The sequence below is a fragment of the Microbispora sp. NPDC088329 genome, assembly GCF_040685655.1.
GTDB lineage: Bacteria > Actinomycetota > Actinomycetes > Streptosporangiales > Streptosporangiaceae > Microbispora.
Genome location: NZ_JBFBIP010000003.1, coordinates 128980 through 152243, shown reverse-complemented (window position 1 = coordinate 152243; position 23264 = coordinate 128980). Strand labels below are relative to the sequence as shown.

The 23264-nt window shown below is 72.4% G+C and carries 19 protein-coding genes; 10 read left to right on the top strand and 9 right to left on the bottom strand.

All coding sequences use genetic code 11. The features are described 5' to 3' along the window. Positions 1-34 precede the first annotated feature (34 nt). Positions 35-1255, bottom strand: a complete 1221-nt coding sequence (locus tag AB0O28_RS07920; RefSeq protein ID WP_363637531.1) for an amidohydrolase family protein — start codon at positions 1253-1255, stop codon at positions 35-37. A gap of 94 nt (positions 1256-1349) precedes the next feature. Beyond that, the gene (locus AB0O28_RS07915) at positions 1350-3485 is read right to left on the bottom strand and encodes an anthranilate synthase component I (protein WP_363637529.1); all 2136 of its coding nucleotides are present in this window, start codon (positions 3483-3485) and stop codon (positions 1350-1352) included. Positions 3486-3780: 295 nt separating this feature from the next. Between AB0O28_RS07915 and AB0O28_RS07910 the strand changes: the two genes are divergently transcribed. Further along, complete coding sequence (locus AB0O28_RS07910; RefSeq protein ID WP_363637527.1) at positions 3781-5463, top strand: CocE/NonD family hydrolase; 1683 nt, start codon at positions 3781-3783, stop codon at positions 5461-5463. A gap of 43 nt (positions 5464-5506) precedes the next feature. Here the strand turns inward: AB0O28_RS07910 and AB0O28_RS07905 are convergent, their stop codons facing one another. Further along, a complete protein-coding gene (locus tag AB0O28_RS07905) occupies positions 5507-5791 on the bottom strand; it encodes a hypothetical protein (protein ID WP_363637525.1) in 285 nt (94 codons plus the stop codon). Positions 5792-6181: 390 nt separating this feature from the next. On the opposite strand from AB0O28_RS07905, the gene AB0O28_RS07900 reads away from it, so the two are divergent. After that, a complete protein-coding gene (locus AB0O28_RS07900; RefSeq protein ID WP_363637523.1) occupies positions 6182-7726 on the top strand; it encodes an amino acid permease in 1545 nt (514 codons plus the stop codon). On the opposite strand, the gene AB0O28_RS07895 is transcribed toward AB0O28_RS07900, so the two are convergent. Continuing rightward, a complete protein-coding gene (locus AB0O28_RS07895) occupies positions 7658-8320 on the bottom strand; it encodes a TetR/AcrR family transcriptional regulator (protein ID WP_363637521.1) in 663 nt (220 codons plus the stop codon). The two genes, AB0O28_RS07900 and AB0O28_RS07895, sit on opposite strands and share 69 nt — an antisense overlap. Before the next feature lie 267 nt (positions 8321-8587). Here AB0O28_RS07895 and AB0O28_RS07890 point away from each other — a divergent pair, with 267 nt between their 5' ends. From AB0O28_RS07890 to AB0O28_RS07870, 5 genes are all read left to right on the top strand, one after another. Then, on the top strand, positions 8588-9406 hold the full coding sequence (locus AB0O28_RS07890; protein ID WP_363637519.1) for an urea amidolyase associated protein UAAP1: 819 nt from the start codon (positions 8588-8590) through the stop codon (positions 9404-9406). Next, positions 9403-10044 (top strand): urea amidolyase associated protein UAAP2, encoded by a 642-nt coding sequence (locus AB0O28_RS07885; protein ID WP_363637517.1) that lies wholly within the window; start codon positions 9403-9405, stop codon positions 10042-10044. Before AB0O28_RS07890 ends, AB0O28_RS07885 begins: the two co-directional genes overlap by 4 nt. Then, positions 10041-13571: a 5-oxoprolinase/urea amidolyase family protein gene (locus AB0O28_RS07880; protein WP_363637515.1), complete on the top strand. Its 3531-nt coding sequence runs from the start codon at positions 10041-10043 to the stop codon at positions 13569-13571. The genes AB0O28_RS07885 and AB0O28_RS07880 overlap by 4 nt, the downstream gene beginning before the upstream one ends. Then, positions 13564-15240, top strand: coding sequence for an allophanate hydrolase (atzF, locus tag AB0O28_RS07875; protein ID WP_363637513.1), 1677 nt, complete (start codon positions 13564-13566; stop codon positions 15238-15240). Before AB0O28_RS07880 ends, atzF begins: the two co-directional genes overlap by 8 nt. 85 nt (positions 15241-15325) lie before the next feature. Beyond that, positions 15326-15829, top strand: a complete 504-nt coding sequence (locus AB0O28_RS07870) for an NUDIX domain-containing protein (protein ID WP_363637511.1) — start codon at positions 15326-15328, stop codon at positions 15827-15829. A 111-nt stretch (positions 15830-15940) separates the two neighbouring features. Here the strand turns inward: AB0O28_RS07870 and AB0O28_RS07865 are convergent, their stop codons facing one another. The 5 genes from AB0O28_RS07865 to AB0O28_RS07845 form a co-directional block, all read right to left on the bottom strand. Next, positions 15941-16174, bottom strand: a complete 234-nt coding sequence (locus AB0O28_RS07865) for a hypothetical protein (RefSeq protein ID WP_363637509.1) — start codon at positions 16172-16174, stop codon at positions 15941-15943. Positions 16175-16363: 189 nt separating this feature from the next. Next, positions 16364-17326, bottom strand: a complete 963-nt coding sequence (locus AB0O28_RS07860) for an ATP-binding protein (protein WP_363637507.1) — start codon at positions 17324-17326, stop codon at positions 16364-16366. A gap of 23 nt (positions 17327-17349) precedes the next feature. Continuing rightward, positions 17350-17475: a hypothetical protein gene (locus AB0O28_RS07855; protein ID WP_363637505.1), complete on the bottom strand. Its 126-nt coding sequence runs from the start codon at positions 17473-17475 to the stop codon at positions 17350-17352. Positions 17476-17547: 72 nt separating this feature from the next. After that, positions 17548-19176, bottom strand: a complete 1629-nt coding sequence (locus AB0O28_RS07850; protein WP_363637503.1) for an ABC-F family ATP-binding cassette domain-containing protein — start codon at positions 19174-19176, stop codon at positions 17548-17550. A gap of 31 nt (positions 19177-19207) precedes the next feature. After that, on the bottom strand, positions 19208-19735 hold the full coding sequence (locus AB0O28_RS07845) for a DUF1697 domain-containing protein (protein WP_363637501.1): 528 nt from the start codon (positions 19733-19735) through the stop codon (positions 19208-19210). A 244-nt stretch (positions 19736-19979) separates the two neighbouring features. Between AB0O28_RS07845 and AB0O28_RS07840 the strand changes: the two genes are divergently transcribed. The 3 genes from AB0O28_RS07840 (at position 19980) to AB0O28_RS07830 (ending at position 23240) form a co-directional block, all read left to right on the top strand. Beyond that, positions 19980-20201 (top strand): DUF3311 domain-containing protein, encoded by a 222-nt coding sequence (locus AB0O28_RS07840; RefSeq protein WP_363637499.1) that lies wholly within the window; start codon positions 19980-19982, stop codon positions 20199-20201. Then, positions 20198-21784 (top strand): monocarboxylate uptake permease MctP, encoded by a 1587-nt coding sequence (mctP, locus tag AB0O28_RS07835; protein WP_363637497.1) that lies wholly within the window; start codon positions 20198-20200, stop codon positions 21782-21784. The genes AB0O28_RS07840 and mctP overlap by 4 nt, the downstream gene beginning before the upstream one ends. 136 nt (positions 21785-21920) lie before the next feature. Beyond that, positions 21921-23240, top strand: coding sequence for an amidohydrolase family protein (locus tag AB0O28_RS07830; RefSeq protein WP_363637495.1), 1320 nt, complete (start codon positions 21921-21923; stop codon positions 23238-23240). Positions 23241-23264 lie beyond the last annotated feature (24 nt).

Below are 23264 nucleotides of genomic sequence, written 5' to 3'. Positions count from 1 at the left end.
ATATTTCCATAATTTAGGGGTAGCCGAATATCGTTCAAAGGCGGTAGACACGGCGTGCGTTGCCCGAGCCGATCATGTGGGCGATCCGGGCCGCGTCGGCCGGGCTCCACTCGCCCTCGGCGATCCGGTCGGCGAGCACGCGGGCCAGGCCGCGGCGGTGGCAGAGTGCGGCAAGGAAACACAGCTCGGCGGCGCCGTGGCAGCCGGAGCCGTACATCTGCTTGTGGAACGGGACGAGTTCGAGCAGCTCACGCAGAACGTGGGCGGAGCCGGCGACGGTGTGGGCGACGGCGGGCCCGGCGTCCACGTACACGTGCGGGAAGACGGCCGCCAGGCACGCCGCCTGGCGGTGGTAGGGGTAGCAGCCGAGCAGGACGACCGGCACTCCGAGCGGGGCGAGGGCGCGGACGAATCCGCCCAGCAGTGCGGGATCGGCCGGATGACCGGCGACCGCGGTGTCGCCCACGCAGGTGCCGCCGGGGCCCGTGACGCCCGTGCCGATGCCGGGCAGCCCGCAGCCGGACAGACCACAGCCGGACAAACCACAGTGGAACTGCAGCGGCAGGCCCCGCTCCCTGGCGACGTCCACCGCCGCCCAGAGCAGGTGCCGCACGAGGACGGGATCATCGAGACGGGTTTTGGGGTCGGCGAGCCTGCGGCCGGCCGCCGCGATCACGCTGCCGCGCGAGGGCCGTGAGGGGTCGAAGCCGAGACCGCAGCGGTGCGCCGCGACCGAGGTGAGCGCGGCGGCGCGCGACGCGCGGGCCGCGAGCTCGTCCCGCAGCATCCCGGCGTAGTCGGCGGCGAGCAGCCCGGCCTCGGCGATGTCCTGCTCGACCTGCTCCAGCCGGACGATCTCGTCGGCCGCGGCCGCGCCGAGACGTCCCATCTCGGCGGGCGACAGCAGCGCGGGCACGTCGGCCCCGGTGTCGACCAGGAAGGCCGACACCCCGGTGCCGCGCAGCAGCCGCCGGTTGACCTCGGCCGCGCCGAGCTCGGCACGGCGCGACAGGTAGACGGTGGCCGAGGCGTGCGGCTCCAGGCCGAGCAGCGGCGCGCACCAGCGGCGGATCGCCGCACCGGCCGGGGTGTCGAAGTGCGTGGTCCCGGGCGGGGCGGGCGCGCCTCCTTCGGAGATGAGCTGCTCGAAGCCGGATCTGGTGGTGTCGTCGCGGCGCACCCCGTGACAGTGCTGGTCGATCAACGGCGCCAGCAGGGCCGCCCGCACCGCGTCGGGAAGGGGTACGGGCAGCATGTCGCTCGGTCTCGTCTGGGGTCTCGGCTCCGGCACGGCAGTGGACTCTACGGCTCCCCCACCGCGCCGGCGCCGCCCTAAACGGCCTCTTTACTCATCCATGACGTGTGCACAGCCGCAGGACGTTGGCGATGATCCTCGCCCCCGCGCCGCCCTGCGTGGTGAGGATCGACTCGGGATGGAACTGCACCGCGAAGCGCAGGTTCTCGGCGTCCTCGATCGCCATGGCCGCGCCGTCCGGCGTGTACGCCGTGATCCGGAAGCCCTTGACCCCCGGCTCCTTGGCGTGCACGGAGTGGTAGCGCGCCGCGACGAACTCGCCGGGCAGGCCGTCGAGCAGCGCGCTGTCGCCCTCGCGGCGGACCAGGCCGCGCTTGCCGTGCTCCGGGTACGGCAGCAGTTCGAGCGTGCCGCCCGCGTGCTCGACCATGGCCTGCAGACCAAGGCACACCCCGAACACCGGGAGCCTCCGGGCGTACAGCGCCTCGATCAGGGCCGAGCAGCCGAAGTCGGACGGCCAGCCGGGGCCGGGCGACAGCACGACGAGCGTGGGCGCGATCTCCTCCAGCTTCTCCGGCGGGAAACCGTGCCGCAGCGTGACCACCGACGCGCCCTGCTGCCGAAAGTAGTCGGCGAGCGTGTTGACGAAGGAGTCCTCGTGGTCCACGAGCAGCACCCGATGGCCCTCGCCCGGCAGGTCGGCCGGGGGCTCGATCCGCACCTGGTCCTGCGGGCGGGCGGAGGCGGCGAGCGCGCCGAGCAGGGCGCTGGCCTTGAGCTCGGTCTCCCGCTCCTCCGCCTCGGGGTCGGAGTCGTACAGCAGCGTGGCCCCGGCGCGCACGGCGGCGACGCCGTCGCGGATCTGCGCGGTGCGCAGGGTCAGGCCGGTGTTCATCGAGCCGTCGAAGCCGATGAAGCCGACCGCGCCGCCGTACCAGCGCCGCGTGGTCTCCTCGTTGTCCTCGATGAACTGCATGGCCCACGTCTTGGGGGCGCCGGTGACGGTGACGGCCCACATGTGGGTGAGGAACGCGTCGAGTGCGTCGAACTCGGGGCGCAGGCGGCCCTCGATGTGGTCGACGGTGTGGATCAGCCGGGAGTACATCTCGATCTGCCGCCGGCCGATCACCCGGACGCTGCCCGGGACGCAGACCCGCGACTTGTCGTTGCGGTCCACGTCCGTGCACATGGTCAGCTCCGACTCCTCCTTCACGCTGGACAGGAGCGTGCGGATGGCCTCGGCGTCCTCGACGGGGTTGGCCCCGCGGGCGATGGTGCCGGAGATCGGGCAGGTCTCGACGCGGTCGCCGGTCACCCGGACGTACATCTCGGGCGAGGCTCCGACCAGGTGCTCGCCGTCGCCGAGGTTGAGCAGGAACTCGTACGGCGCGGGGTTCTCGGTGCGCAGCGAGCGGTAGAAGGCGGACGGGTCGGCGCAGGCACCGTGGAAGACCTGGCCGGGGACGACCTCGAACAGGTCACCGCGCTGGAACTTCTCCTTGGCCTTGGCGACGACCTCGGCGTAGGTGCCCCGCACCGGGTCCGGCGGGATCTCGCGAGGCGTGACCAGGGGGATCGTCTCGCCGGCGCGCGCAAGGCCGCTGGTGGACACGCCGTCCACGGTGAACTCGTAGCAGTGCTCGACGCTGGTCTCGCGGACCCGGTCGATCACGACGAGCCGGTCGGGCAGGTGCAGCACCAGGTCACGCTGGTCACCGGGCCGGGTCAGTCGGTAGCGGATCGGTTCGAACTGGAAGGCGAGGTCGTAGCCGAAGGCGCCGTACAGGCCGAGGTGCGGGTCGTCGGACCGGAACGCCGCGATGATCTCGCGGATGGCGGTGAAGACCGTGGGCCTGCGGCTGCGCATCTCCTCGGGCAGCAGATCCTCGGACTCGGGGACGTGCACCTCGACATAGCCCTGGGTCGGCTCGGACACCGGCTTGCCCGCGGCCAGCAGGCAGGAGGCGACGACCGGCAGCACGACCTGTCCACGCTCGTTGAGCGCGCGGGCGGAGATCCGCCGCCCCCGCGCCACGATCTCCAGACAGGGATCGACATAACCGAACGCCCACCTGCTGTAACGGCCCGGGTAGTCCATGCCGGACGAGAAGGCCCCGCCGCGCCGCTCCCCCAGCGACGTGACGATCTCCTCCAGCGCCTCCTCGGGCACCTCGCGCACCCGGCGCTCGACCGCGATGCCGCCGGCCGTGGTATATCCGCTGATCTCCACTGTCCACGCCCCTTTTTTCGTATGCCCCCGGGGCGGACATACAGAAGGCCGCCACACACGGGGCGGCCGGTCACTTCGACGCGAATGCGAAAACGCCGCCTGTCAGCGGCGCCACCAGGAGGGTGCATGAGTTCGCATGGGTCAAAGGGTAGCGGCGGAAACCGCGATCATGCAACGCGGCATGACTGGAAGGGGGAACAGCGGATAGATATTCTGTTACTGGTCGGGAAACCTCACTCCCGGCGCGGGGCGATGCGCCCGCCGCCGTGGAAGGAGGGGCCGGGAAGGAGGGGGCATGGTCCGTGTGCCGGCCCACCTGCCGGTGTACCGCCGCGGTCCTCGATCGCCGGGCGAGCTGAGCCGTACGAACGGGGGTGCGAGCGGGCCGCAGGGCCGCCGGGTCCGGGTCCGTCGCGACGTGCCCGTGCCGATGCCGGACGGCGTGACCCTCCTCGCCGATCACTACGCGCCCGTCGGCGCCGACCGGCCGCCGACGATCCTGATCCGCACGCCGTACGGCAGGGGCGGGGTGGTCGGCTGGATGTACGGCTGGACCTTCGCCCGGCACGGGTTCCAGGTGCTGCTGCAGAGCTGCAGGGGCGGCTTCGGCTCCGGCGGCCGGCTCGATCCCCTGGTCCACGAGCAGGAGGACGGCCTGGCGACGGTCGAGTGGATGCGGGCGCAGTCGTGGTACGGCGGCAGCTTCGCCATGCACGGGCCCTCCTACCTCGGCTACACCCAGTGGGCGATCGCGGCGGAGACCCCCGATCTGCGGGCGATGGCCGTCCAGGTGACCGCCTCGTGCTTCCGCGACGCGGCGTACGTCGGAGGGTCGTTCGCGCTGGAGTCGACGCTGATCTGGACGACGCTCACCGCCCACCTGGAGGGCAGGCTGGGCGGCGTGGCCGCGTTCACCGCGCCCCGGCGCACCCGGCGGGCCGTGCTGTCGGGCCTGTCGGGCCACCCGCTGTCCGAGCTCGACCTGCTGTCGGCGGGCCGGCCGCTGCCGTTCTTCCGCGAGCTGCTGGCCCATCACGGCGAGGCTCCCTGCACGTACTGGGAAAAGAGGGACTTCTCCGCGTCAGTGGGACAGGTCGGCGCGGAGATCACGATGACCGGCGGCTGGTACGACGTGTTCCTGCCCTGGCAGCTCAAGGACTACGCGGCGCTGCGGGCGGCAGGGAGGCGACCCTACCTGACGATCGGGCCGTGGTATCACGCCGACATCCGCCACGGGCGAGCGGCCAACGCCGACGCCCTGGCCTGGTTCCGCGCCCACCTGCTCGGCGACCCGTCGGGGCTGCGCCCCTCCCCCGTCCGGCTGTACGTCACCGGGGCGGGCGCGTGGCGCGACGAGCCGGACTGGCCGCCGCCCGGCATGCGACGCGAGCGCTGGCACCTGCAGCCGGGCTTCGCCCTGTCGCGGGACAACCCGGCCGGCGGCGAGCCCGACCGCTACCGCTACGACCCCGAGCACCCCACGCCGGTCGTCGGCGGCCCGGTGCTGATCGGCAACTCCGAGCCGAGGGACAACCGGCGCCTGGAGGCCCGGCGTGACGTGCTCGTCTACACCTCGGACGCGTTCGACCGGGACACCGACATGATCGGCCCGGTGAGCGCCGAGCTGTTCGTGCGCACCGGCAGGGAGCACACCGACTTCGTCGTACGGGTGTGCGACGTGCATCCCGACGGCGCGTCGATGAACGTCTGCGAGGGCGTGCGACGGCTGACCCCGCAGGTGCGGGCGGACGATGACGGCGTGCGCCGGGTGGAGATCGACCTGTGGCCGATGGGCCATCGGTTCCGCCGCGGCCACCGCGTCCGCGTGCAGGTGGCGAGCGGCGCCTACCCCCGCATCGCGCGCAACCCCGGCACCGGCGCGCCGCTGACCTCGGGCACCCCGATGGTCGCCTCCGACCAGGAGATCCTGCACGACTCCCGGCATCCCTCGGCCGTGATCCTCCCCGCACTCCCCTGAGCCGGCCCAGGGCCGCTACGTGAGGGCGTGATCTGGAGAAGGCTCATCGATAGTACGGAAGAATCCGAAGGAATCGGATCGCCCAAATAATCGAGAAAATTCCGTAGACGATCCAGGTGGTCTTGTATCGCCGCTGGATCAGAGCCGATCCCGTTGCGAGAATCGCGGCGAAGACCAGGACCACCAGAAGTGCTACCGCCATGTCGGGGTCGACCTCGGCACTGTCGCCCGAGCCCCAGTCGTCTTCGAAGACACTGAAGAGATAGCTCTGCGCCGTCAGGAACAACGCCACGAAGGCCAGGAGACCGGAAGCCAACACCTTGACCACTGCGAGGTGGTTCCTCAAGCCGGTCCGGGCACGGCCGGGGTCTGCGTCCAATGGCACGACAGGAGTCCTTTCGGCATCTTGCGGTTCTCCATGAAGGGCTCGAACGAGGACCGATCATCGATGAGGTCGCCGGACGATGCGACGAGATGATCTACCAATGGCGGCGGCCCCGGCGCGGATCATTCCACATCATCGGGATCTCGACCCCCGTGCGGGCTCGGGGAGACGGCGGGAGCTCGTGCGGTGACGCGTGAGCCCGCGGCCGGGCGCCTCCCCCGGAAGCGGTGAGAAGTGCGTTACGGCGGATGAACGTGTCCGTGACGAAGCGGAAACGGCGGGCCCGTACATATCTGTCAACCGACAGAAATCCCTCCAGCGCTCGGAGCCCCGATGGCCGTCACCGCCCCTTCCTCGCCCCCCGACGAGAGCGCCCTGCAGACGTTCGGCTACCGCCAGGAGCTGCATCGCAGCATGGGAAGGTACGCCTCCTTCGCCGCCGGCTTCTCCTTCATCTCCGTGCTGACCACGGTCTTCCAGTTCTTCGCCTTCGGGTACGCCTTCGGCGGCCCGGCCTTCTTCTGGACCTGGCCCGCCGTGCTGGCCGGGCAGATCCTGGTCGCCCTGTGCTTCGCCGAGCTGGCCGCCCGCTACCCGATCTCCGGCGCCATCTACCAGTGGTCCACGCGGCTCAGCACGGCGGCGTTCGGCTGGTTCGCCGGGTGGATCATGATCCTCGGGCAGATCGTCGTGATCGCCGCGGCGGCGCTCGCCCTGCAGGTGGTGCTGCCCGCGATCTGGCCGGGCTTCCAGCTCGTCGGCGGCGATCCCGCGCCCACCACCGCCACGGGAGCGGCCAACGCGGCGATTCTCGGCCTGGTCCTGCTCGCGCTCACCACCACCGTGAACGTCGTCGACAATCGGGTTCTCGCCCGGATCAACAGCATCGGCGTCACCGCCGAGATCGCCGGCGCGGTGCTCATCGTCGTGCTGCTGCTCACCCACGCCGAGCACGGTCCCGGCGTAACGCTCAGCACCGGCGGACAGGGGGGAGCCGTCGGCGCGCTGCTGGTCGGCTCGTTCACCGCCGCCTACGTCCTCATCGGGTTCGACAGCGCGGGCGAGCTGAGCGAGGAGACCCACAGCCCCCGGCGGGTCGCCCCGCGTACCATCCTGACCGCGCTCACGGCGGCCGGGGTGCTCGGCGGGCTCATCCTGTTCGCCGGTCTGCTCGCCGCTCCCAGCCTGACCGACGGGAGGCTGGCCGCCGAGGGGCTGTCCTACGTGCTGACCAGCAGCCTTGGCGACTGGGTGGGCAAGCTGCTACTGGCCGACGTGGTGCTGGCGATCACCGTGGCGACCATGGCGATCCAGACCGCCGCCACGCGGATGTTGTTCTCCATGGCACGCGACACGGTGATGCCCTTTTCTGCAGCACTGTCCAGGGTCTCGCCCCGCACCGGGATGCCGGCCGGGCCCGCGCTGGTCACCGGGGTGGCCGCGGCGGCCATCCTGCTGCTCAACTTCGCCTCTCCCGAGGCGTTCCTGGCCATCGGCACCACCTGCATCGTGCTGCTCTACCTGGCGTACGCGATGGTGACGGGCCCCCTGCTCTTCCAGCGCCTGCGCGGCGGCTGGAGGGGCGGGGCGCCGGCCGGGTTCGCCGAGGACGGCAGCCGGCTGTTCAGCATGGGCCGCTGGGGCCTGCCGGTCAACGCGCTGGCCTTCTGCTACGGCCTGGCGATGGCGGTCAACCTGGCCTGGCCGAGGGCCGAGGTCTACGCCCCGATCACCGGCCACTGGTTCTTCCAGTGGTTCACCCTGATCTTCCTGGCGGCGGTCGTGGCTCTGGGCGCGCTCTACCGGCGGCTACGCCGGCCCTCGGCCCTTCTTCCGCAGGCCGGGCAGATCCCCGTCGGGAACCCCGGCCAGGCGTAGCGCCGCGTCGGCCGTGGCGGCCGCCAGCGTCTCCAGGACGTCGGCGGCCATCTCGCCCGGGGTGTCCCTGCGGATCAGGATGACGCCTTCGATCAGCGCGAACAGCAGGTCGGTGCGCAGCGCCCGGTCGGCGGGCGTCAGCGCCGCACCGGCGGGGGTGGCCGCCAGCAGCCGCGCGTAGGTGTCCTTGAGCTCGCCGCGCATGCGCCGGAAGGCGGCGAACCGCTCGGTGCGCACCTCGGGCAGGAGGTAGAGCGCGCCCAGATTGTGCGGGCCCGAGCAGAGCAGCCTGGCATCGCAGTGGCACAGCTCCCACAGCCGCTCTTCCGGCGTGCCGCCGGTCAGGGCGCGGGCGGTCTCCAACGAGGGCCGCACCGTGCTCTCCAGCAGTTCGGCGAGGATGTCCTCCTTGCCGTCGAAATAGTGGTAGATCGACGCCTGCCTGATCCCGGCCCGCTCGGCCATCGCCCTCGTCGAGGTCGCGGCATAGCCGTGTGCCGTGAACAACTCCGCCGCCGCCGTCAGGATCTCCTCCCGCGGGCTCAGCTCGCTTCGCGGCCGGGCGACGGCTCGCGGCCTGCCGACTCTCCGCACGCCGGAACCGAGCTCACCGGGACCCGGCTCACCGGAACCGGGCCCATTGGAACCCGGCCCTCTGGAACCGGGTCCGCCGGGACTGGAGGACACGGTGGAACGGGCGCTCACCGCACGATCCTCGCACACCTCCACGCGACCGCCCCGGCTGTGCGCTTCCGGTAACAGGCGGGAAACCCCGCGGCGCGTGAGAGGAAACATCCGCCGCCTAATTTCTGTCGTGCGATAGAAATTCCCCCCCGAACCCCCCGCAGAGGAGAACGCGTCATGGCGACCAGCACGACGTACGGCGCGCGAGAGCACGCCCGAGCACAGGAAGGCGTCAGAAGCGACACCATGCCGGTGCTCCCGGCCTCGGACTGGCCCACCCCGCCCGACGGCGTCGACCCCGCCGCCCTCGTGTGGGCCGAGACCGTCGCCGGGGGCGGCTACACCCATCGGGTGCTGGCCCGGGGCACCGAGCTGCGGCTCACCGACCTGGCCGGAGACGCCTGCGCGCACCTGCTGCTGTACGTCGAGGGCCGCCCCTGGGAACGGCTCAACGTCGCCGACACCGTCAAGGTGCTGTGGAACGCCTACCTCGGCGAGGGCCACCTGCTGCTGTCGGACCAGGGCCGGGTGCTTGCCTCCGTGGTCGCCGACACCTCCGGCCGCCACGACACCGTGTGCGGGACCTCCACCCTGCGGCGCAACACCGAGCGGTACGGCGACGGCTCTCCGCACGGCCCCGCCCCCGCCGGGCGCGAGCTGTTCAAACTGGCCGCCGCCAAGCACGGGCTCCAGCCGCGCGATCTGCCCCCGTCCGTCTCCTTCTTCCAGGGAGTCAGGGTCGGCCCCGACGGCGGCCTGACCTTCACCGGCTCCGCCGGGCCCGGCGCGTCCGTCACCCTGCGGGCCGAGATGCCGCTGACCGTGCTCATCGCCAACACCGCGCACCCCCTCGACCCCAGGCCCGCCTACACCTGCACCCCGCTGGAGGTCCTGGCCTGGCGTGCCCGGCCCACCGCCCCCGGCGACCCCCTGTGGCAGGCGAGCCCCGAAGGCCGCCGCGCCTTCCTCAACACCGCCGCCGAGGTGACCCGATGACCCTGCCCGACACAGCCGCACCCGGCACGACCGTGCGTGATGTGCCCGTGCTCGACGTCACCGTGCCCGCCCGCGCTCCCTGGTCGGCGATCATCCGCGCCGGGCAGGAGCTGACCATCACCGACCTCGGCGGCAACCAGGCCGTCGACTGCCTGCTGTACGACGCGCACGACACCGCCGTCCGCTACAGCGCCCCCGACACCGTCCACGCCCAGGGCGGCATCTTCCTCACCACCGGCAGCGTGCTGCTGTCCAACGAGCACACCCCGCTGATGACCGTCGTCGCCGACACCTGCGGCCGCCACGACACCGTCGGCGGCGCCTGCTCCAAGGAGTCCAACACGCTGCGGTACGGACACCACACCTACTCCCAGCACGCCTGCGTGGAGAACTTCCTCATCGAGGGCAGCCGTCACGGGCTCGGCAAGCGCGATCTGGTCGGCAACATCAACTGGTTCATGAACGTCCCGGTCGAACCCGACGGCACGCTCGGCATCGTGGACGGCATCTCCGCCCCCGGCCTCGCCGTCACCCTGCGGGCCGAGACCGACGTGCTGGTCCTGGTCTCCAACTGCCCGCAGATCAACAACCCGTGCAACGGCTTCGACCCCACCCCCGTGCGGATGACGGTGCGATGAACACCCTCCTCATCGCCAACCGGGGCGAGATCGCCGTCCGCGTCATCGCCACCGCCCGCCGCCTGGGCCTGCGTACGGTCGCCGTCTACTCCGACGCCGACCGCGGCGCCGCCCACGTCCGCCTGGCCGACCACGCCGTACGGCTCGGCCCGGCCCCCGCCCGGGAGAGCTACCTGGACGCCGGCCGCGTGCTTCGGGCCGCCCTGGACAGCGGCGCGGACGCCGTCCACCCCGGCTACGGCTTCCTGTCCGAAGACGCCGCCTTCGCCCGCCGGGTCGAAGCCGCCGGGCTGGCCTTCGTCGGTCCCACCCCCGGGCAGCTCGACCTGTTCGGCTCCAAGCACACCGCCCGCGCCGCCGCCGAGCGGGCCGGGGTGCCCCTGCTCCCCGGCACCGGCCTGCTCCCCGACCTGGACGCGGCCCTGAGCGCCGCGCGGGACATCGGCTACCCGGTCATGCTCAAGGCCACCGGCGGAGGCGGCGGCATCGGCATGCGCGCCTGCCGCGACGCCGATGACCTGGCCGAGGCGTGGGACAGCGTCCAGCGTACGGCCGCCGCCAGCTTCGCCTCGGCCGGACTGTTCCTGGAACGCCTGGTCGAGGGCGGCCGGCATGTCGAGGTCCAGGTGTTCGGCGACGGCACGGGCGGCGTCGTCACGTTCGGCGACCGCGACTGCTCGCTGCAGCGGCGTCACCAGAAGGTGCTGGAGGAGGCCCCCGCCCCCGGCCTGCCGCCGCTGGTGCGGGCCAGGCTCGCCGACAGCGCCGCCGGCCTGTGCGCATCGGTGCGCTACCGGTCGGCGGGCACGGTCGAGTTCATCTACGACCCGGCGCGCGCCGAGCCGTACTTCCTGGAGGTCAACACCCGCCTGCAGGTGGAGCACCCCGTCACCGAGGCGATCTACGGCGTCGACCTCGTCGAATGGATGCTGCGCCTGGCCCAGGGCGACGTGAGCCACGTGCACGCCGCCCTGCGAAACCCGCCCGCTGCCGCCGGCCACGCCGTCGAGGCCCGCGTCTACGCCGAGGACCCGAGCCGCGACCACCGGCCCAGCGCGGGCCTGCTCACCCGCGTCGCGTTCCCCGGGGACGTGCGGGTCGACGGCTGGGTGGAGACGGGCACCCAGGTGAGCAGCGCCTACGATCCGCTGCTCGCCAAGGTCGTCGCGCACGGCGCCGACCGGGACCAGGCCCTGGACCGGCTGGCCGCGGCGCTGGCCGAGACCAGGATCGACGGCGTCGAGACCAACCTCGGGCTGCTCCGCGCCGCCGTGGGCGATCCCCGCGTGCGGGCGGCCACGCACGGCACCGCCACCCTGGCCGGGCTCGCCGACGGCTCCCGCCGCATCGAGGTGGTGCGGCCCGGCACCCTCACCACCGTGCAGGACTGGCCGGGACGGACCGGCTACTGGCAGGTGGGCGTGCCGCCGTCGGGACCGATGGACGACCGCTCCTTCAGACACGGCAACACCGCTCTCGGCAACGACCCCGGCGCGCCCGGACTGGAGTGCACGTTGCGCGGCCCGGCGCTGCGCTTCAGCCACGCCACCACCGTCTGCGTCACCGGCGCGCCCGCGCCCGTCACCGTCGACGGCACGCCCGTCCCCCAGTGGGAGCCGGTCACCGTGCCCGCCGGCGGCGTGCTGGACGTCGGCGCGGCCGAAGGGCCGGGACTGCGGGTCTACCTGCTGGTGGCGGGCGGGTTCGACGTTCCCGCCTACCTGGGCAGCGCCGCGACGTTCACGCTCGGCGGGTTCGGCGGTCACGGCGGCCGGGCCCTGCGCGCCGGGGACGTCCTCCATGGCGGGCGCCTCGCCGAGGGCGGCGCCGATCCCGGTGAGCGGCCCGAGTTCGGCCACGCCTGGCGGATCGGCGTGGCCGAGGGCCCGCACGCCGACGCCGAGTTCTTCACCGGCGACGACATCAGCGATTTCTACGCCGCCCGGTGGAAGGTCCATCACAACTCCGCCCGCACCGGCGTCCGCCTGATCGGTCCCAAACCGCGCTGGGCACGCCTCGACGGAGGCGAGGCGGGACTGCACCCCTCCAACATCCACGACACGCCCTACTCCGTGGGCGCCGTGGACTACACCGGTGACATGCCGGTCGTGCTCGGCCCCGACGGCCCCTCACTCGGCGGGTTCGTCTGCCCGGCCACCGTCGTCACCTCCGAACGCTGGAAACTCGGCCAGCTCCGGCCCGGAGACACCGTCACCTTCGTCCCCGTGCCCTCCGCGATCGGCGCCCCCGGCGACGGCGGCGTGCTCCACCGCCTCCCCGAGACCGGCGAGCGGCCCCGCGTCACCTACCGGCGCAGCGGAGACGACAACATCCTCGTCGAGTACGGGCCCATGGAGCTCGACCTGGGCCTGCGCATGCGCGTGCACGCCCTGTCGGAAGCCCTGTCGGAGGCGCTCGCCGCCCGGGACCTGCCCGGCGTCGTCGATCTCACCCCCGGCATCCGCTCGCTGCAGATCCATCTCGACCCGGCCGTGCTCTCCCAGCGCGACCTGCTGGCCGAGCTGCTCCGCGTGGAGGCCGTCCTGCCGCCCACCGGAGAGCTGGAGGTGCCCAGCCGCGTCGTCCACCTCCCCCTGTCCTGGGACGACCCCGCCACCCGTGAGGCCATCGCCCGCTACACGGCCGGAGTGCGCGACGACGCGCCCTGGTGCCCGTCGAACATCGAGTTCATCCGCCGGGTGAACGGCCTGGAGGATGTGGCCGAGGTCCACCGCATCGTCTTCGACGCCGAATATCTCGTGCTCGGACTCGGCGACGTCTATCTCGGCGCTCCCGTGGCCACCCCGCTCGACCCCCGGCACCGTCTGGTCACCACCAAGTACAACCCCGCCCGCACCTGGACCGCCGAGAACTCCGTCGGCATCGGCGGCGCCTACCTGTGCGTCTACGGCATGGAAGGACCGGGCGGCTACCAGTTCGTGGGCCGTACGACCCAGGTGTGGTCGAGCTGGCAGCAGCGCGGCGCGTTCCAGACCGGCTCTCCCTGGCTGTTGCGTTTCTTCGACCGCATCCGCTGGTACCCGGTGACGGCGGAAGAGCTGCTCGACCTGCGTGCCGACCTCGCGGCGGGGCGGTTCGAACCCAAGATCGAGGAAGGGGTGTTCCGGCTCGCCGGCTACCGCCGCTTCCTGGCCGAGCACGCCGAGTCCATCGCGGCCTTCCGCGAACGGCAGGCCGCCGCCTTCGCCGCCGAACGCGCGGCCTGGCAGGCGTCGGGCGAGTTCGACCGGGCGGAGCAGCCCCAGGGCCCGGCCGAGACCGAGCTGGAAGTCCCACCGGGCTGCCAGGTCGTGGAGGCGGAGTTCGCCGCGAGCGTCTGGCAGATCGGCGTCGCCCCCGGCCGGCGGATCGCCGCAGGGCAGCCGCTGATCGTGCTGGAGGCGATGAAGATGGAGTCCGCCGTCCCGGCCCCCGCCGACGGCGTGGTCGAACGAGTCCTGGTCCGCCCCGGCGACCAGGTGGAGGCGGGCGCCCCGCTGGTGGTGCTGAGGAGCGATCATGCCTGAGACGACAGCTGAGACGGCACTGGAACGGGTCCGCAGGGCCTACACCCGGATCGCCGAGACGGACCGTCCGGAGATCTGGATCGACCTGCGGCCGCAGGCCGAGGTGGAGGCCGAGGCCGCCGCCGTGGACGCCCGGGTGACGGGCGGCGAAGACCTCCCTCTCGCGGGCCGCCTGCTGGCCGTCAAGGGCAACATCGACGTGGCCGGCCTGCCGACCACCGCCGGCTGCCCGTCCTACGCCTACCGGCCCGAGGCCGACGCCCCCGCCGTGGCCCGGCTCCGCGCGGCCGGCGCGATCGTGCTCGGCACCACCAACATGGACCAGTTCGCCACCGGGCTGGTCGGCACCCGCAGCCCCTACGGCGCGGTGCGGGCCGCCACCGACCCGGCCCGGATCTCCGGGGGATCCAGCTCGGGCTCGGCGGTCGCCGTCGCGCTCGGGCCGGCCGACCTCGCGCTCGGCACCGACACCGCCGGCTCAGGCCGGGTTCCCGCCGCCTTCAACGGCATCGTCGGGATCAAACCCACCCGCGGCCTGATCCCCGCGGGAGGCGTGGTCCCGGCCTGCCGGAGCCTGGACTGCGTCAGCGTCTTCGCCCGCACGCTTCCCGAGGCCCAGCAGGCCGTCGCCCTCATGACCGGCCCTTCCTCCGCAGCGCCCCGCCCGGCCCGCCGCCCCGGGCCCTGGCGGCTGGCCGTGCCCCCCACCGCAGGCCTCGGCACGCTGGCCCCGGGCTGGGCCGAGGCGTACGAGACCACGGCCGCCCGGCTCGCCTCGGCGGGGGTGGAGATCGGCCCGATCGACCCCGGCCCCTTCCTGGAGGCCGCCGCACTCCTCTACCAGGGGGCGTTCGTCGCCGAGCGGTACGCCGCCGTCGGCGCGTTCGTGGACGCGCTGGCCGGCAGGGGCGGCCCAGACCTGGACCCCACCGTCGCCTCCATCGTCACCGCGGCCCGCGACCTGCCCGCCCACCGCCTGTTCGCCGACCGGGAACGGCTCGCGGCGCTGCGCGAGCGGGCCCTGGCCCTGCTCGGCGACCGCGACGCCCTGCTGCTGCCGGTCACCCCCCGCCACCCGACCCTGGCGGAGGTCGCGGCCGACCCCGTCGGCGTCAACAGCGAACTCGGCCGCTTCACCAACTTCGTCAACCTCTTCGACATGTGCGCGCTCGCCGTACCCGCCGGACAGGTGGACGGCCTGCCGTACGGGGTCATGCTGGTCGGCCGGGCGCACGCGGACGACGACCTGGCCGCGATCGCCCGGCTGCTCCAGCCGGCCGTCCGGCTGGCGGTGGTCGGCGCGCACCTGTCGGGACAACCGCTCAGCCACGAGCTCACCACGCGCGGCGCCCGCCTGCTTGCCACCACCACGACCGCCGCGCGCTACCGGCTGCACGCCCTGACCACCGACCCGCCCAAACCCGGGCTCGTACGGGTCGCGGAGAACGGCGCGGCCGTCGAGTGCGAGGTGTGGGAACTGCCCGCAGGAGGGCTGGGCGAGCTGCTCGCGGCCCTTCCCCGCCCGATGACGCTGGGCCGGGTCGAGCTGGCCGACGGCACGGACGCACCCGGCTTCCTCTGCGCTCCGGAAGGGCTGCGGGACGCGCCCGACATCACCGCGCACGGGGGGTGGCGCGCCTACCTCCGGTCCCTGGCGCGGCCGCTCTGACCCGCTTCCCTCTTTCGCGCCCGGGAGCGACCGTTCGCGCCCGGGAGCGACCGGAAGCGCTGGGGGCGTTGCTACCCTCGCGATCATGGCGATCAGGAACTCGCACTGTTCTTTCTGCGGAACGGCCTACGCGCCCGGCCTGCCGTGGCCGAGGACCTGCCGGGAGTGCGGAAACACCGGCTATCTCAACCCGCTGCCGGTCGCGGTCATGGTGCTTTCGGTGGACGACGGCCTTCTCGTGGTCCGCCGGGACGTCGAGCCGCACCGCGGCCTGCTCGCCCTCCCCGGCGGCTTCATCGATCTCGGCGAGTCCTGGCAGCAGGCCGCCGTACGGGAGCTCCGCGAGGAGACGGGCGTCGTCGTCGACGCGGCCGGCGTGCGGCTGTTCGACACGGTCAGCGCGCCCGACGGCACCGTGCTGATCTTCGGTCTCGGGCCGCGGACGACCGCGGACGCCCTCCCGCCGGTCGCGCGCACCGCGGAGACCAGCGAATGGCTGGTGATCGACGGCCCTCAGGAGCTGGCGTTCCCGCTGCACACGCAGGTCGTGACCCGCTATTTCGGCTCCGGCGGATCGCAGCGGGCGTGAAGGCGGGCGAGAGGACCCGTGGCCCGGCCCTTGGACAATGTCCGGAACGGAAATCAGCGATGCGAACCGCGACGGCCGTGAACCTGCAGCGCGTCACCGAGGTCGCTCTCGTCAGCCTGCGGTGGCGGAGGGCGGCTCCTTCATCCAGTCCGGGATGTCCCGGCCGGTGACGACGCGGAACTCGTCGGCGACAGCGGTGGTGTCTCCCGCATAGGCGAGACGCAGCAGTTCGGCGACCGAGCCGATGATGTCCTCGGCGACGTGTTCTGGCGGTTCCCGCGACGCCAGCAACGCCTCGATCAGCGGGATGACGGCGGCAGCGAGTTGGGAGTTCTCGATCCTCACATACCCCCGGGTCGCGAGGCTTCTGACATATTGAGGCAGGTAGGCGTCCGGGTTGAGTTCGGCCAGATCACCGTAGAGACGAACGGCCTCCTCGCTGAAGGGAACCGCCTCGGCCCGCCGCCCGACCTCCCCCAGTTGCAGAGCATGATTGTGCGGCGGCTTTGCCCTCGTCGTAACCGAGCCGGCCGGTCAGCGTCGCGGTGTAGACGACCTGCCCCATCGCCTCCGGCGAGGTCGCAGTGGCCTGTCCCGGCGCGGGGACGCCATCGCCTCCCAGTGATCCCGCTCACGCGCCAGCAGGAACTCCGACACCCGCGCCGGATCGACGGGCGCCGCCTGGCCACGCTCGGCGGCCAGCACCGCGGCCAGCGCGGCCATGTGCACGGTCAGCACCAGCTGATAGGCCTCGTGCCGCTCGAGCGCCGGCGGCGCCGCCACCGGGCCGGCCTCGGGCACCTGCAGCAACTCGGCGAACCGATCGCGGGCCGCGGCGAACAGCCCCGCCCGAGTGATCCCGCTCTCCCGCTCCAGCGGCGCCAGCTCCCACCTGCTGGGCACCAGGCCCAGATCGCGCTGCATCCGCCCCTTCAGGCTGTCCCACCAGACGCCGGCCGGGCGGGCCAGCAACAACACCCGCACCGGCAGCCGCCCGGGTAGATGCGCATCACGCAGCAGGGTGAGCAGATCGGCGGTGTCCCACCGCTCGGCATAGTCCACCACCACCAGCACCCCGGCCGCCTCGTCGAAGGCGGGGACCTCGAAGTCCGCCGCGGTGGAGCGATCACGCCGGTGGTGGGCCGCCAGCACCATCCATCCCTGCCGCCGCCACAGGTGCGCCGCGTGCCCGGCCAGCCGGGTCTTGCCCTGCCCGCCCGGTCCATGGATCAGACGCACCGCCATGTCCTGCCCGGTGCCGGCATCCCGCCAGGTCGCCAGCTCCGCCAGCGGATCGCGGCGGCCGGTGAAGCCGATCAGTGCGCGAGAGGCCCGCAGCAGCGCACTCGGCTGCGCCCGCGCCTCGCCCGTCGTCGGTAGCTGCTCCGGTGCAGGCCACAGGGCCCACCGGTACGGCTCCTCGCCTCCATACACGATCAGGTCTCCGGCCGCCTGGTAGATCCGGGCCAGCCCCGAACCCTCCGCATGCTGGGTCACCTTGCGTGACCCGCGTGCCGGCTTCACCGCTTGCCGATGTCGCGGCCGGCCTGATCCACCTGGCCGTCCTCGATGGCCGTGGCCTGCTGCCACACCGGAGGCGCTGCACCGGCGGCGGCGCCACCCCATACCGGTCCCCATCCGCGCATACCGGCATCATCGACGACCCCTCAAGATCACGCGATGTGATTGATCACAAGCACATCGCACCTCTCGCGCTTTCAGGCTTCGTGAATGCGGCCGGCCTCGGCGACGACGCGGCGCGTGGTGTGCACGGCCTGCAACATGCGCCGGTCGTGGGTGACGAGCAGCAGGGTCCCGGTGTACGAGGCGAGCGCGGCCTCCAGCTGTTCGATCGCCGGAAGGTCGAGATGGTTGGTGGGCTCGTCCAGGACGAGCAGGTTGACCCCGCGGGCCTGAAGGAGGGCGAGGGCCGCTCTCGTGCGCTCGCCCGGTGACAGCGTCGCCGCCGGGCGGAGCACGTGGCCGGCGCGCAGGCCGAACTTGGCCAGCACCGTGCGGACGTCGGCGGGCGGCAGCCCGGCGAGCACGCCGAACGCGTCGAGCAGCGGCTCGTCGCCTTCGAAGAGGGCGCGGGCCTGGTCGACCTCGCCGACGACCACACCGGGGCCGAGCGCCGCCGTCCCCTCGTCGAGGGGGATCCGGCCGAGCAGCACGCCGAGCAGGGTGCTCTTGCCCGAGCCGTTCGCGCCGGTGATCGCGACCCGGTCCGCCCAGTCGATCTGCAGGTCGACGGGCCCGAGCGTGAAGGCGCCACGCCGTGCCACCGCGCCGCGCAGCGTCGCGACCACGGCTCCGGAGCGAGGCGCGGCGGCGATCTCCATCCGCAGCTCCCACTCCTTGCGCGGCTCGTCGACGACCTCGAGCCGCTCGATCATCCTCTCGGTCTGCCGGGCCTTGGCCGCCTGCTTCTCCGTCGCCTCGGTGCGGAACTTCCGCCCGAGCTTGTCGCCGTCGGGGGCCTTGCGGCGCGCGTTCTTGACACCCTTCTCCATCCAGGCGCGCTGGGATCGGGCGCGGGCCTCCAAGGACGCCCTGGTGTCGGCGTACTCCTCGTACTGCTCGCGTGCGTGCCTGCGGGCGACCTCGCGCTCCTCCAGATAGGCGTCGTAACCGCCGCCGTACGCGCGGACCTGCTGCTGGGCCAGGTCGAGCTCGACCACCCTGTTCACCGTACGGGCGAGGAACTCGCGGTCGTGACTGACGACCACGGTCCCGGCGCGCAGTGTCGTCACGAAGCGTTCGAGCCGGTCCAGGCCGTCGAGGTCGAGGTCGTTGGTGGGCTCGTCGAGCAGGAACACGTCGTAACGGCTGAGCAGCAGCGAGGCCAGCCCCACCCGGGCCGCCTGGCCGCCCGACAGCGACGCCATCTCCTGCTCCAGGCCGACGGTGAGCCCGAGGTCGGCGGCCACCTCGGCGGCCCGCTCCTCCAGGTCGGCGCCGCCGAGGGCGAGCCAGCGCTCGAGCGCCTCGGCGTACGCGTCGCCGGGATCGCCGCTCACGAGCGCCTCGGTGGCCGCGTCGAGCGCCCGTTGCGCGGCGGCGACCCCGGTCCGGCGGGCGAGGAAGGCGGCGACGGTCTCACCGGGCCGCCGTTCCGGCTCCTGCGGCAGATGGCCGACGTTGGCGGTGGGCGGGCTGAGCCGTACACCGCCGCGCTCGGGGGTGTCGAGGCCGGCCAGCAGGCGCAGCAGCGTCGACTTGCCCGCGCCGTTCACCCCCACCAGCCCCACGACGTCTCCGGGGGCGACGACCAGATCGAGATCCGCGAACAGCACGCGCTCGCCGTGCCCGGCGGTGAGTTCCTTCGCGACAAGAGTTGCGCTCATCAGGACACCGACCTTACTGCGTCCGGTCTGATCAGAGGTCCTCGGCGAGCGCGAGCAGGCGGGTGACGGTGTTCCAGTTGCGCATGGTGGCCGGGCCGGTCGAATACCTCTCCATGAGAGGCGGCAGCTTGGGACGCCGCAGCCCGTCGGGGAAGTAGACGTAGAGCTCCCGTTCCCCTATCCACATCTCTTCGGGCGCGTACGCCGCCGGGTCGATGCTCGCCAGCCCCTCCCGGTCCGGCGGCCGGGCCAGGAAGACCACGGCGAACCGGGCGGGGTCGCGGACCTCCAGGGGGTTGCGCTCCACCACGCCGCGAAGCTGCCCGGCCGTACGGACGATCACCGCGACGGACAGGCCGAGCTCTTCACCGAGTCCGCGCTCGATCGCGGCGGCGGTCGACTCGGCATCCCCGTCCGCGGTGAACAGGGCGTTCCCGCTGCGCAGGTGCGTGCGCACGTTTCCGTACCCGAGCCGGCCCAGCAACGCCCGGAGATCGGCCATCGCCAGCGTGGTGGCGGGGTTGACGTTGATGCCGCGCAGCAGCGCCACGTATCGCATCGCATCGCCTCCTTCCGCCCGGAGGCTATCGCCCGTTCCTGTCAGGAAGCGTCAGGTACATGACGCCGCCGCATCGGCCGCCGATCGTCGCTGGGCGCGCCAACATGACCGTTCGCCGATTGGTGATCTCTCTGTTACCTGAAGGTCCTTACGCTGCCGCCGAGTAACCGTCCCGCTGGTCCGCGTGACGGCCCGTCACGCGGAGCTGCCGGGCACGCCTGGTCCGTGTCCGATTGGAGAACGTGTGACGACCCCCCGCGCCGACCGCGGCCGAAACCCGGACCGCAGTCCGCTCAACTGGCTGCTTCTGCTGCCGATCGCGATTCCTCTTATCCCGGCTCTGTTCAACGCCGACGAGCCGCGACTGCTCGGCATTCCCTTGTTCTACTGGCTGCAACTCGCCTTCATCATCCTCGGCGTGACCTCCACCACCCTCGTCTACCGCGCCACGAGGAGGAACCGGTGAAGACCACCGAGATCGTCATCTTCACGCTCCTGTTCCTGGTCGTCAGCGGGCTGGGCTTCGTCGCCGCCCGGTGGCGCCGTCCGAACGACCTCGCCACGCTGGACGAGTGGGGTCTCGGCGGGCGCAGCTTCGGGAGCTGGATCACCTGGTTCCTGATCGGCGGCGACCTCTACACGGCCTACACGTTCGTGGCCGTGCCCGCTCTGATCTTCGGCGCGGGCGCCATGGGCTTCTACGCCGTGCCGTACACCGTGATCGTCTACCCGATGGTGATGCTCGTGCTGGTCCGGCTGTGGTCGGTCTCGCACGTGCACAACCTCGTCACGCCGGCCGACTTCGTCCGCGTGCGCTTCGGCTCCCCCACACTGGCGCTGCTCGTGGCGATCACCGGCATCGTCGCGACCATGCCGTACATCGCCCTGCAGCTCGTCGGCATCGAGGCCGTGCTGAAGACGATGGGGCTGACGGGCGACCTGCCGCTGATCATCGCGTTCGCGATCCTCGCGGCCTACACCTACCAGTCCGGGCTGCGCGCCCCCGCGCTGATCGCGTTCGTCAAGGACTCGCTGATCTACCTGGTGATCCTGGTCGCGATCATCTACATCCCGGCCAAGCTCGGCGGCATGGGCTCGATCTTCGACGCCGCGAAGGCGAAGTTCGACGCCGCCGGCAGTGGCGGCATCACGCTCAACGCGAACAACCAGCTCCAGTACGTCACGCTCGCGTTCGGTTCGGCGCTGGCGCTGTTCCTCTACCCGCACAGCGTGACCGGGATCCTCGCCTCGCGGAACCGGAACGTCATCAAGCGGAACATGTCGGCCCTGCCGGCCTACAGCCTGCTGCTCGGCCTGATCGCGCTGCTCGGCTACATGGCGATCGCGGCCGGGATCAAGCCGATCGGCAAGGACTCGAACACGATCGTGCCGCAACTGTTCGACAAGCTGTTCCCCGACTGGTTCACCGGAGTGGCGTTCGCCGCCATCGGCATCGGCGCGCTCGTGCCGGCCGCGATCATGTCGATCGCGGCGGCCAACCTGTTCGCCCGCAACATCTACCGGGAGTACTTCAACCGGAACGCCAGTGCGGCCCAGGAGGCCACGGCCAGCAAGATCGCGTCGCTCGTCGTGAAGATCGGCGCGGTGCTGTGCATCCTGCTCATCGACCCGCAGTTCTCGATCGACCTCCAGCTCATCGGCGGCGTGATCATCCTGCAGACGCTCCCGTCGGTGGGTCTCGGCCTCTACACCCGGTGGTTCCACCGGGGTGGGCTCATCGCGGGCTGGGCCGCCGGCATGGCGGCCGGGATGCTGCTGCTGTACAACATCGCCAACCCGGCCACCAAGCACGACCACTTCGGCGGCTCGGCCTTCCCGCTGTCGCAGCTCGGGTTCGACACCAAGATCACGGTGTACGCCGGGTTCCTCGCACTGATCGTCAACCTGGTCGTCGCCGTGCTCGGGACCTTCGTGGCCCGAGCCCTGAAGAGCGCCGACGGCCCGGACCGCACCCGGCCGGAGGACTACTTCGCCGACCAGGGCGACCCGCGCGTCCACGAGCTGGAGACGGCGGCGCCCGCTTCCTGACCTCCTGCGGCCACGGCCGCCTGACCTCCGTACCGACTTGTGGCCGGCTTGACGCGGTGACGTCTTCCGCGTGAAGTCGGCCACAAGCGTGCGGTGGGACAAAGAGGCATCACCTCGAACAGCGAAGGAGCATCAGATGCCTCTCAGCCACGATCTGGTCGTCACCGGCGGTCACGTGCTCGGCATGGACCCGGCCGTCCCGGACGGCCCCGCCGACGTCGTCGTCCGCGACGGCGTGATCGTCTCGGTCGGCCCCGCCGCCGAGCCCCCCTCGGGCGCCACCGTCGTGGACGCCTCGGGCTGCCTGGTGATGCCGGGCCTGGTCGACACCCACCGCCACACCTGGCAGTCCGCGCTGCGTCACATCGGGCTCGACTGGAGCCTGATGGACTACCTCGGGGCGGCGTTCCTTCAGCTCGGGCCGAACTTCCGGCCCGAGGACGTCTACGCGGGCACCCTGCTCGGCGCGCTCGGCGCGCTTGAGGCCGGGATCACCACGCTGGTCGATTGGTCCCACATCCAGAACACCCCCGGGCACAGCGACGCCGCCGTGGCCGCGCTGCGCGACAGCGGCATCCGGGGCGTCTTCGCCTACGGCTGGCCCCAGGTGGATCCGCTGGCGTGGGTGGGCGACCACAGCGACGCGGAGCTTCCCGCCGACGTCCGCCGGGTCAGGGACGTGCTCCACGATGACGCCGCCCGCGTGACGATGGCCCTGGCGGCGCGCGGGCCCGAGATGTCGGCCCCCGCCGCCGCCCGGCGCGACCTGCTGCTCGCCCGTGAGCTCGGCCTGCGGGCCACCATGCACGTCGGCTCCGCCGACAAGGTGGGCAGCGTCGGATGGCTGCACGACGAGGGCCTGCTCGACGAGACCGTCACCCTCGTGCACGCGAGCGCGACCGGCGACGACGAGCTGAAGGCCGCCGCCGACGCGGGCGCGACCGCGAGCGTGGCGCCGTTCATCGAGATGACGATGCCCGGGCTCGGCACGCCGGCGACCGGCCGCCTCCTGCGGGCGGGTCTGGTGACCGGTCTCAGCGCCGACACCGAGGTCGCCACCTCGGGAGACATGTTCACGCAGATGCGCGCCGCCCTGGCCCACCACCGCTTCACCCAGGACCCGGTGCCGCTGACCGCCGGCGACCTGCTGCGGATGGTCACCGCCGACGGCGCCGCGGTGGCCGGGCTGGCGGGCGTCACCGGCAGTCTCACGCCCGGCAAGCGTGCCGACCTGATCGTGGTCGCGGCCGACACCCCCGCCGTGGCGCCGGTGCTCGATCCCCGCGCGGCCGTCGTCCTCGCCGGTCACCCGGGGCTCGTCCGCACGGTCGTCTGCGACGGCGCGATCGTCAAGCGGGACGGCGTGCTCACCGGGCCCGTCCGGCGGGCCATGGACGCCGCCGCGGAGAGCCTGGCCCACCTGCGCCGCGCCGTCCCCGGGATGCTCACCGCCTAGGGCGGCGAAACCGGCAGATGATCG